Source organism: Saccharothrix longispora, assembly GCF_031455225.1.
GTDB classification, from domain to species: Bacteria; Actinomycetota; Actinomycetes; order Mycobacteriales; family Pseudonocardiaceae; genus Actinosynnema; species Actinosynnema longispora.
The window spans coordinates 3,597,622-3,607,990 of the sequence record NZ_JAVDSG010000001.1 but is presented as its reverse complement, the minus strand read 5'-3'; the positions used below and the strand labels follow the sequence as shown (position 1 = coordinate 3,607,990).

Genomic DNA, 10,369 nt, shown 5'->3' with positions numbered 1-10,369 from the left:
ACATCCACCACAATGGGCACATTCACCACACCCGGCACACCGGGTACACCCGCCACGTCGAGCACGTCGAGCACCCAGGAGACCTGGGGCGTGGCGATCCGCTACATCGTCGGCCGCAAGTCCGCCGAGGAGGCGCTCGGTTTCCTCGCGCACTGCGGAGCGGCGCTGTCCGGCACCGTCGACCTCGACGTCTCGCTGCGGGAGGTGGCGCGGGCGGGCGTGGCGTTCCTCGCCGACGTCAGCCGCATCTCCCTGGTGGAGGGGGGAGTCCCCGCCGAGACGGTCACCGAGCACGTCGCCGGCCTCGATCCCGCCGTGGTGGCACGCCAACTGGCGTTCCTCGACGACGGCGCGGCGGGAAGCGGTGACCGGACACCCGACGTGCTGGCCGAGGGCCACCCGGTCGTCTACGCCGAGTCGGGCGGCAGCGCCACGGAGGAGTCGCGGAGCGACGCGGCGGAACTCGGCGTGCTCTCGGCGCTGCTGATCCCGCTCTCGGTGCGCGGCCGGCTGGTCGGGACGCTGACGCTGGTGCGCGCCGGAGCCCGGAAGAAGACCGGGTTCGGCCCGTCCGACGTCGCGCTCGCGGGCGAACTCGGGCGGCAGGTCGCCATGGCGGTGGAGGTAGCCCGACTGCACCGGGCGCTGGCCGAGCGATGACCGCCCAGCACACCGTCGACTTCGGGCGGGACGGGTTCCTGCGCGACCCGTGGCCCGTGTACGCGCACCTGCGCGCCACCGAGCCGGTGCACTTCTCCGAGCCCAGCGGCTGCTACGTGGTGACCGCGCACGCCGACGTGCGCGACGGGTTGGCCCGCGCCGATCTCGCGGCGGACTTCGTGCTGCGCGCCAGCCGACTCATGTTCGGCCGGAACATGCTCGACACCGACGGTGAGGCGCACCGGACGCTGCGGCGGCTGGTCAATCCGTTCTTCGGCGCGTCGGCGGTGGCGATCCACCTCCGGGACGTGATCAGGCCGGTGGTGGACTCCGTGGTGGACGACCTGCCGGACGACGGCGAGGTCGACTTCGTCTCGCGGGTCGCCGTCGCCGTGCCGTACGGGGTGGTGTGCCGGCTGATGGGCGTCCCGCCGGACGACGCACCGTGGCTCTACGAGCAGATGCGCCCGATCGTGCGGGTGCTCGACTACCCGAAGGGCGAGCTCGAACCGGCGCACAAGGCCAAGCAGGTCGTGGAGGAGTACTTCCGCACCCTGCTGGCCGACCGCGACCGGCTGCCCGAAGGCTCCATCATCGACCGGCTGCGCCACGCCGGCACCACCCGCCCGGCGGGGATCGGCGAGCCGGAACTGCTGGGCACCATCATGCTGATGCTGGTCGCGGGCACCGAGACCAGCGTCTCGGCGATCTCGAACATCATGCACTGCCTGCTGAGCTTCCCCGACGTGCTGGCGGAGGTGTGGCGCGATCAGGACGCCATCGCACCCGCCGTCCAGGAGAGCCTGCGCTGGGAGCCGCCGCTGCACTCCGTGCTGCGGTTCGCGGCGACGGACCTGGAGATCGGCGGGACCCGGATCGGCAGGCGCAGCCCCGTGCTGCTCTCGATCGCCAGCGCCAACCGGGACGAGCGGGTGTTCACCGAGCCCGAGCGGTTCCGGTTCGGGCGCACCGAGCGGGGCGCGTTGACGTTCGGGGTCGGCCAGCACGCGTGTCCGGGCATGTTCCTGGCCGAGCGGGAGTTCCACACGCTGCTCGGCGTCCTGCGGGAACGGTTCGCCGAGCCGGAGGCGGTCGGCGGTTCGCCGCCCGGCGTCACCGGCCACATCTTCCGCCGGGCGGGACACATCCCGGTGCGGCTGCGTCGCCGGTGACGCGGCACTCCCCGTCGGTGGACCACTTTGCTGAGGAGACGACGATGAACGACGGCCTGCTCGACGAGTTGCGCAAGTGGGTGCTGGACAAGCACCCGGAGCTGGAGGACATCGACATCGACCTGGACATCATCGACAGCAGGATCGTCAGCTCGCTGGAGTTCATCTCCCTCCTGCTGTTCGTGGAGGAGTTGAGGGGCGAGCCGCTGCTGTCCGACGACGTGCAGCTGGAGTCCTTCCGGACCCTCCGCATGATCAACGACCACTTCCTGGTGCGGTGACCGTGCGGACACGTCGGGAGGGTCCGCTGCCGGGAGCGGCCGATGGGTTGGCGACCATCGGTCCGGACATGCTGCGGCTGGTCGGGCTGCTGGACGCCTGCTTCCTCGACTGGGCCCGGGAATCCGGGGCCGACGAGGTGTCGTACCCGCCGTTGCTGCGGGTCGCCGACCTCAAGCGGATCGACTACTTCGACAACTTCCCCCAGCTCGGGATGATGGTCACGGGGCTGCGTGCCGACCAGCTCGCGGACATGGCGGCGCACACCGCGGACCGGGACACCGTGCGCGCCGACATGCTGGTGGACAGCGGGTACGTCCTGCCCTCGGCGGCCTGTTACAACGTCTACTTCTCCTTGAGCGGGACGTCCGTGGACGAGCGGACGACGGTCACCACCCGAGCCCGGTGCTTCCGGCAGGAGAAGGAGTACGTCGGCCTGGACCGGCTGCTCAGCTTCTCGATGCGGGAGATCGTCCGGATCGGTGGCGCCGACACCGTGGGCGAGTTCGTGGAACAGGCCCGGCAGCGGCTCGCCGCGTTCGCGGAGGCGCTCGGCCTGAACGCGACGCTGCGCGACGCGACCGACCCCTTCTTCGACCCCGACGGGCCGCGGGCGAAGATGCAGCGGCTGATCCCGGTCAAGCAGGAACTCGTCAGCGAACGCGGGGTGGCGATCGCATCGGTCAACTTCCACCGCAACTTCTTCTCCGAGAGGTGCGACATCACCCTGCCGGACAACGGGTTCGCGTACTCGGCGTGCCTCGGGATGGGGCTGGAGCGGTGGGTCTCGGCGCTGACCGACCGCCACGCCGGGGACGTGCGGTCGGCGGTGCGGGAACTGGAACGCCACCGGGCCGGGCAGGTCGGCTGACCCGCCCGGCCCGTGCGGCTCACTCCTGCGCGGGTTCGGTCGGCCGGGGTTCGGGGTCGTGCTCGGTGTTGACGGCCTTGCGCAGGTCGGGCAGCAGCCAGGCGCACACGACGACGCCGACGATGCACAGCAGCCCACCGGAGAGCGCGGCCAACGCCGGTGACGCCAGGCTGGCGATCGCGCCTGCTCTGGCGTCACCGAGTCGCGGCGCGGCGTTCGTCTGGGCCAACCACAGCCCGCTGACCCGTCCGCGCAGCTCGTCGGGGACCGAGCGCTGCACCAGCGTGCTGCGGCACATCTCCGACACGACGTCGGCCGCCCCGGCCACGGCGAGCGCGACCAACGCGATCGGGAACGACGTGACGAGACCGAAAACGGCGATGGCGGCACCCCAGGCCGCGACCGAGTACAGGGTCAGGTGCCCCAGCCGGTGCACCCGGCCGACCCAACCGCTGCCCAACGCCGCCAGCAACGCGCCGGCCGCCGGTGCGGCGTACAGCAGGCCGACGCTCTCCGGCCCGGCGTCGAACACGGCCGTGCCGAACGCCGGGAACAACGCCCGGGGCATCCCGAACACCATGGCGTTGAGGTCGATCAGCATGACCCCGCGCAGGATCGGCTGGTCCTTGGTGAACCTGAGGCCGCGTACCAGGGACCGACCGATACCCAGCAGCCCCACGTCGCCGTGCGCGTCGGAACGCTCGGGCGGCGCGGGCTTCGTCATCACCAGCAGCACGGCGAACACCGCGAAACTCACCATGTCCGCCAGGTACACCCAGGGCAGCCCGGCCGAGCCGATCAGCACACCGCCGATCGCGGGCCCGATGAACACACCGGCCTGGATGACGATCGCGTTGAGCGCCGCCGCGGAGGGCAACAGCCTCGGCCCGACGGCCCGCGCGCTGAGAGCCGTGTAGGCCGGGGCGGTCAGCCCACCGAGCAACGCCCGCACGGCCACCAACAGGAACACCCCGACCAGCGGAGTGGTGGCCCCCAACGCCACGATCGCCAGCCCACCGGAGGTCAACACCGACACGCACTGGAGGACCAGCAACAGCCGCCGCCGGTCCATCCGGTCGGCCACCACCCCGCCCAACAGCATGCCGAGCACCTGCGGCACCAGCTCCACCACGCTGAGCAGACCGACCATCCACGACGACCCGGTGAGCACGTAGACCTGGTACGCGACGGCGACCGTGGCCATCTGGCTGCCCAGGACCGAGATCAGGTAGCCGGCGAAGACGAGCCGGTAGTCCCGCCGCTCCCGGAGCGGGCTCACGTCCACCACGAACCGGCTCAGGAATCCCGAGGTCAAAACATCCCCCTGTCGCTAGGTGAAGTGAAGCGTGGCCGATCCTCTCGGGTTCCGTCGAATCCGTCAAATCACGTCCGAGGCGTCCATGCGCTATTAAGTCGTGCCTGTGACCGACAAATGCGGGTCGGCTTGGGCCGGAATCTTCGAAATAGATTCCGCATGGGTGCGGAACCTGATTTCGGAATGTTCGTGCAGGCGGCCGATGGAATCGGTGGCACGTCCGGTTGTCCGGGGGTGGTCGCCGGCGATACCGGTGCGTGGCGGCGGCACCCGTCAGGGTCGTGACCGTGCGGTAGGACTTCCACGGAGCCGATCCCGACAGGCGAGAGCCGTCGCCGAGGCGGATGAGGAGCGTCGTGCGCCGGTCGCCGCGCAGCCGCCCCGGGACCCGGGCGCCGGTGCCGGCTGCGGGGAAGGCGTTCCCGTCGGATTCCTCGTCCCACAACACCGGCACGTCAGGCAGCAGCGGATGCGGCAGGCGAGCCGCGTAGCGCGTCCACCCTCGGTGGTGGAGCAGGGCTCGCGTCGGTGAGCCGCCGATCCCGCGCCGCGGGTCACGTGATGCCTTCGTCCTGGGGGGCCACGGGCATCCCGGTCAGGTCGGTGCCGACGAACTCCGTTGCCCTGCGTCGTGGCTCCTGAAGCCCGGTCGCGTGACCAGCGGAACGCCGACACCGGTCGTTACCTCCCGCGCGCCGGTGTACCCAGCCGCTGGGAAGACCTGACGCAGGTCCTGAACCGCGGGCCTCGGCCGGGGCGTGCCGGTCCACCGCCGCGGTGGCCCGGCGGGGCGCGCGTCGGCACCGCCCGGGAACGGACCGCGGTCGACGACCCGCCTCGCGGGAAGTGCGGCGCGAGAGGGCGCCCGCGTTCTCCGGCCGACCTCCGGCGCCATTTCGGAGCGTGTCGCTGAGGGAAGCGCGCAGTCCGCCGGGACGGGGGAGCGGACCGGGTGCGCATGATCGTCGACCGGTTGCCACCCGACGGACCGGTCCCGCGCGGCCCGTCCCGACCGCCTGCCGGCGGGACAAGCGTGGAATTCGATTCATGACCGGCCCACCGCCATGATGATCGGGCATGTTCCGCGAATTCGGCTCGGCCGGACGCGAAGGCCACTTGACGCCATCGGGTGTCCTGCCCGATCGCGGTGCACCCGGCTGACCTGCGGCGGACGCTGCCCAAAGGTCCCTCCCGCCTGGTCGGAATCGTCGAACAACGAGGTTTCGCCAGAACGCGGCAGCGCCTCGGTCGTGATGTATGTCACCTTCTCGGCGTCGATTCGGTCGCTGCGGTGAAAAGTCGGCCGAAGTCCGCCCATCACATCATCCCCTTCGGGTGGAATAGTGCCGCACTTGCTTTCCTCCATCTGAGTGAAGAGTCCGCGGGCCTCAATGACGTCGCCTCACGTACTCTGGTACGACATAATCGTTCAACCGTGGCTGACCACGGGCAACACGTGGTTCCCCCATGCGGGAGCCGACACCCCGGCGACACGAGAAGTTTTGCGACCCCGGTGTCGGAAATGTTTCGCGATGTGTCAGGCAGGCGTGCCGCCACGCCCTCACACGGGTCATGAGGGGGGAAATGAACACGGCAAACAACACGGACGCGCCGAGGTCCGTCGTCGCCGGGCTCGTCGACGGGTTCATCCTGGTGTACCGCGACCACGACGACTGCGTCTCGTTCCGGGTGGTCCTCGGTCCGCCCGGCGCCCCGCCGGAGGAGTGCGACCACATCGAGTTGGTGCTGGGCGACGAGGCCGTCCGGGACCTCGGCGCCGCGCTGGAGGTGAGCCGCGTTGACGGCACGCCCATCTCCTGCTCGGTCGGCGTGCACCGCCGCGCCGGGCCGCGGGCCGGCTGATCGCCACGACCTGCGGCGTGTGAGCACGTCACGCGGATACGAGCGGGGTGGGCGCGGTGCCGGAAGGCGCGGCGGGCCGCTTCGCGACCACGGCAGTGCCCGTCACCGCCCCCGGTGGCGCCGGGGCGGCAACCGGCCGCGGCGGAGGACCGGTGGGCGCTCGTAGCTTCGAGGTGGGAAAAGGTGGAAGTGCGCAACGCCAACCACGACCCGGGGAGCACCGGGGACGGCAAGCCCCCCTCCGACCCGCGCCAGGGGCGACCGCCCCGCGGGGCGCGGGTGGACATCCTCCCGATCGACGTGATCCGGGACGCCGACTCGCCGAGGCTCGCGGGGGAGGTTCCGGAGCACGTGAAGCTGTTGGCCGGACTGGACGTCGAACTGCCCCCCATCGTCGTGCACCACACCACCATGCGGGTGGTCGACGGGATGCACCGGTTGGCCGCGGCGAAGCTGCGCGGTCGGAAGACGATCGAGGTCACCTTCTTCCGCGGCGACGAGGACGAGGCGTTCGTCGAGGCCGTGCGGTCGAACGTCTCGCACGGCCTGCCGCTGTCGCTGGCCGACCGCAGGGCCGCGGCGACCCGCATCCTGCGGCTCCACGCGCAGTGGTCGGACCGCATGATCGCCGGCATGGTCGGCCTCTCGCCGAAGACGGTCGGCGCGATCCGGCGCTCGTCTGAGGAACTTCCTCACTTGACGGCCCGGATCGGGCGGGACGGCAGGGTGCGCGGACCACGGCTCCCCCGGGCGCGGCCCGAGGCGCGTCCCGGCGAGGACGGCGGCGCGGGTGGGGCCGCCCCGGCCACCGCGCTCGTCCCCGAGGCGAGGTCCCGCTCGGCCGACGTCGACCGCCACAACCGCGACGTCGACCGCCACAACCGCGACATCGAGCAGCTCAAGCGCACGTACCGGCTCCTGTGCCAGGACCCCTCGCTCCGGATGACGGAGAGCGGGCGCCTCCTGCTCCGGCTGCTGCACCTGCACCTCGTCGGCATCCGGGAGTGGGAGCAGCTGCTGGAGACCGTTCCGCCGCACCGGGTGGAGTCGGTGGCCCACCTGGCCGGCGAGTGCGCCAGGACGTGGCTCGACTTCGCCGACCGCATCGCGAGGCAGAGCGCCGGGGTGTCCTGAGGCGGCCCGGCCGACGGTCCCGGTGAGGGGCGGCTCACCGGGACCGTCCCGCGCCGTTTCCGCCGGACCGTCCCTTCGTTGACACGTTCAATTGTCCGCACCTAGGCTCCGGAAAAGCAGGCCGCAGAGGCCGAGAAATGATCCGGAAAGCACATCTCCTCCCACCTTCGGAGACCACCTTGTTGTGGCGATTCGTCGAGGACTGCGCGCCCGTGCCCAGTGGTTCCGGTATACGCCTGGCCACTGTCGAATCCGATTTCGATGATGTCGACACCGTGTGGCGCGAGGTATACGGTCGTGAGCACGGTTGGCTCCCCGCCGATGCCCCGGCATTGCACAAGGACCGTTACCACCCCAATTCCGCATACCTGATCGCCGCTGCGGAAGGTCACCCGGTCGGCACGATGCGGCTCGTGGTGGACACCCCGGAAGGGCTGCCGATCGAGCAGTTCACCGGCATCGACGCGCTGCGCGTCGACGACCGGCGGCTGGTCGAGTGCCAGCGGCTCATGGTCATGCGGGAGTACCGCAACCGGCGCGCGCCGGGCATGCCCTACGGCGTGTTCGCGGCCCTGGTCAAGGGCTGCCTGCACTGGTGCCTGCGCCACGGGTACTCGCACATCGTCGCGGACCTGTTCCTCAACACCTCCACCACGCCCATGGCGCCGCTGCTGGCGCTGGGCTTCACCGAGACCGGCATCGAGTTCGTCGACAGCGAGCTCGACGAACCGGATCGCAGCGTGGCCCTGCTCCTGGAGCTCGGCGAGCTGTTCTCGCGGCCGTTCCGCAGCACCAACCCCTTCTACCGCTACCTGATCGAGCCCGACACCAACATCGCCGTCTACAGCTGATCGACCGGCGGACACCGGCCGATCCGGACGTGAAGGAGAACCGCACCCGTGGAACCTGACCTCTACGACGTCGTGGTGATCGGAGGAGGGCCCGGCGGATCGATGTCGGGCACCCTGCTCAGCGATTTCGGCAAGCGCGTGCTGATCCTCGAAGCGGAGAAGTTCCCCCGCTACCACATCGGCGAGTCGCTGCTGTCCGGAACGGCCGAGCTGATGAACCGGATCGGGGTGCTCGACCGGGTCGAGGGCGACGGCTACATCAAGAAGCACGGCGTCGAGTGGGTGTGGGGAGAGAACCGGGAGCCCTGGACCGTCTACTTCAAGGACGCCCTGGCCATGCCGTACGACTACGGCTACCAGGTCGAGCGCGGCGAGTTCGACAAGCTGCTGCTGGACAACGCCCGCGAGCACGGCGCCGAGGTGCGGGAAGAGCACCGGGTCACCGACTTCGCCCTCGGCGCGGACGGCGTCTCGACGGTGACCTTCCAGGACGCCGCCGGGGTGAGCACCACGGTACGCACCCGGTGGATCGTCGACTCCTCCGGCCAGGGCGGCCTGGTCACCAAGCGGCTGCACCAGCAGAACTGGGACCCGTACCTCAAGAACCTCGCCGTGTGGTCGTACTGGACCGGCGCCGAGCGCCCGCCGGGCCTGGACGCGGGCAACACCTTCCTGCCGACGTTCGGCGACGGGTGGTGGTGGTTCATCCCGCTGCGCGACGACCGCACCAGCATCGGGATGGTCGTGGACAGCAAGGTCGTGCAGGAGAACCGCGGACTCGGCATGGAGGCGTACTACGCGGAGTGCCTGGCCCGCACGCCCGAACTGGCGAAGCGGCTGGAGGGCGCGCAGCGCGCCGACAAGATCCACGTGGCCAGGGACTGGTCGTACGCCTACGACCGGTTCAGCGGCGACGGCTACATCGCCGTCGGCGACGCCGCGTGCTTCATCGACCCGCTGTTCTCCACGGGCGTGCACCTGGCCATGCTCAGCGGGTTCCTCGCGGCGGTCACCGTGAACACCGTGCTCGACCGGCCGGAGATGGACCGGGCCGAGGTGCTGGGCTTCTACGAGTCGGCTTACCGCAAGGAGTTCGCGCGCCTGCGCGCCCAGGTCTACTTCCTCTACAGCGGGCACGGCGACGACAAGGACTCCTACTTCTGGCACGCCCGCAGCCAGTTCGACGTCCCGGACGCCGAACCGGAGCAGGCGTTCATCTCGCTGATCGCCGGCGCCTTCCAGCACCGGTCCTGGTACAGCCGCTACCTGCAGCAGCTCGACGTGCCTGCGGAGCTGCGCGACACGATCGAGCAGATCTTCGACGGCAAGTCCACCGGCGTGGGGGTCGACCCGCACCAGTCGCTCGTCGCCTCGCCGGACGTGACCTACGTCGACGACCTGGCCGTCGACGGCGTCCACCTGCGGCCGGCCCGGTCCCTGGTGACCCCGACCGGGGCGACGCTGCCGGTGACCGAGGCCCTCGAACGGCTCCTGTCCCTCGCCGGGGGCGGGCACACGAGCGTCGAGCTGGTCGACGAACTCGTCCGCGACGGGTCCCACGACCGCGAGGCCGCGCAGAGCCTGGTCCACGAGGCGGTCAGCCACCGGCTGCTGGTGCCCGCCGACCGGTCGGCGTGAGGGAGGACGCGACATGGCCATGGTCGACCTGCTGGACGGGGACGACGTCCCCCCGGCCGTCGGGGAGCTGTTCGAGTCCGTGCGGCGCGAGTACGGGTTCGTGCCCAACATCCTGCGGGCGATGGCGCACTGCCCCGACCTGCTCGCCGTGTTCGTGCCGTTCTGGGCCCAGGTCTACCGGTCCCCGACGATCGGCGCGCGGCTGCGGGCGCTCGCCGCGCTCGGCACGGCGAAGGCGCAGGACTGCACCTACTGCGTGGCCCACATGACGGCGTCCGCGCGCCGGGCCGGCGTCCCCGAGGCGCAGATCTCCGCCGTCGGGGACCTGGCGAGCATCCGCACGGCCTTCGACGAGCGCGAGGCGCTGATCCTCAGGACCGCGGACGTGCTCACCCGCGACCCCGACGGCGTCACCGACGAGCTCCGCGCGGAGCTGAAGGCCGCGTTCGGCGACGACGAGATCGTCAACATCGTCCTCGCCATCGGGGTCTACAACCTCACGAGCCGGTTCCTGAAAGCACTGTCCATCGATGTCGAGAGCGTCTTCGACGCCGCGGCACCGCAGCCCACCACCACGTGAAGGAGG

Annotated in this window: 11 protein-coding genes; 9 read left to right on the top strand and 2 right to left on the bottom strand. The window is 70.7% G+C overall.

The window, feature by feature from the left end:
* Positions 1–12 precede the first annotated feature (12 nt).
* Genes J2S66_RS14675 through J2S66_RS14660 form a run of 4 tightly spaced genes read left to right on the top strand, consistent with a single transcriptional unit; the run spans position 13 to position 2,982 of the window.
* On the top strand, positions 13–660 hold the full coding sequence (locus J2S66_RS14675) for a GAF domain-containing protein (RefSeq protein ID WP_310307587.1): 648 nt from the start codon (positions 13–15) through the stop codon (positions 658–660).
* A complete protein-coding gene (locus tag J2S66_RS14670; RefSeq protein ID WP_310307586.1) occupies positions 657–1,832 on the top strand; it encodes a cytochrome P450 in 1,176 nt (391 codons plus the stop codon). The genes J2S66_RS14675 and J2S66_RS14670 overlap by 4 nt, the downstream gene beginning before the upstream one ends.
* 44 nt (positions 1,833–1,876) lie before the next feature.
* Positions 1,877–2,113: an acyl carrier protein gene (locus J2S66_RS14665; RefSeq protein WP_112261434.1), complete on the top strand. Its 237-nt coding sequence runs from the start codon at positions 1,877–1,879 to the stop codon at positions 2,111–2,113.
* Between the two features lie 47 nt (positions 2,114–2,160).
* Complete coding sequence (locus J2S66_RS14660; protein ID WP_310307584.1) at positions 2,161–2,982, top strand: class-II aminoacyl-tRNA synthetase family protein; 822 nt, start codon at positions 2,161–2,163, stop codon at positions 2,980–2,982.
* 19 nt (positions 2,983–3,001) lie between these two features.
* Here J2S66_RS14660 and J2S66_RS14655 read toward each other — a convergent pair whose 3' ends face one another.
* Positions 3,002–4,297, bottom strand: a complete 1,296-nt coding sequence (locus J2S66_RS14655) for an MFS transporter (protein WP_310307583.1) — start codon at positions 4,295–4,297, stop codon at positions 3,002–3,004.
* A 1,045-nt stretch (positions 4,298–5,342) separates the two neighbouring features.
* A complete protein-coding gene (locus J2S66_RS14650; RefSeq protein ID WP_310307582.1) occupies positions 5,343–5,663 on the bottom strand; it encodes a hypothetical protein in 321 nt (106 codons plus the stop codon).
* A gap of 218 nt (positions 5,664–5,881) precedes the next feature.
* On the opposite strand from J2S66_RS14650, the gene J2S66_RS14645 reads away from it, so the two are divergent.
* The 5 genes from J2S66_RS14645 to J2S66_RS14625 all read left to right on the top strand — a co-directional run bounded on the left by J2S66_RS14645 (position 5,882) and on the right by J2S66_RS14625 (position 10,363).
* Positions 5,882–6,160 (top strand): hypothetical protein, encoded by a 279-nt coding sequence (locus J2S66_RS14645; RefSeq protein ID WP_306744596.1) that lies wholly within the window; start codon positions 5,882–5,884, stop codon positions 6,158–6,160.
* 183 nt (positions 6,161–6,343) lie between these two features.
* Positions 6,344–7,294: a ParB/RepB/Spo0J family partition protein gene (locus tag J2S66_RS14640; protein WP_310307581.1), complete on the top strand. Its 951-nt coding sequence runs from the start codon at positions 6,344–6,346 to the stop codon at positions 7,292–7,294.
* 137 nt (positions 7,295–7,431) lie between these two features.
* On the top strand, positions 7,432–8,145 hold the full coding sequence (locus J2S66_RS14635) for a GNAT family N-acetyltransferase (RefSeq protein WP_310307580.1): 714 nt from the start codon (positions 7,432–7,434) through the stop codon (positions 8,143–8,145).
* 48 nt (positions 8,146–8,193) lie between these two features.
* A complete protein-coding gene (locus tag J2S66_RS14630; protein WP_310307579.1) occupies positions 8,194–9,783 on the top strand; it encodes a tryptophan 7-halogenase in 1,590 nt (529 codons plus the stop codon).
* Between the two features lie 13 nt (positions 9,784–9,796).
* On the top strand, positions 9,797–10,363 hold the full coding sequence (locus J2S66_RS14625) for a carboxymuconolactone decarboxylase family protein (protein ID WP_306744592.1): 567 nt from the start codon (positions 9,797–9,799) through the stop codon (positions 10,361–10,363).
* Positions 10,364–10,369: the final 6 nt, after the last annotated feature.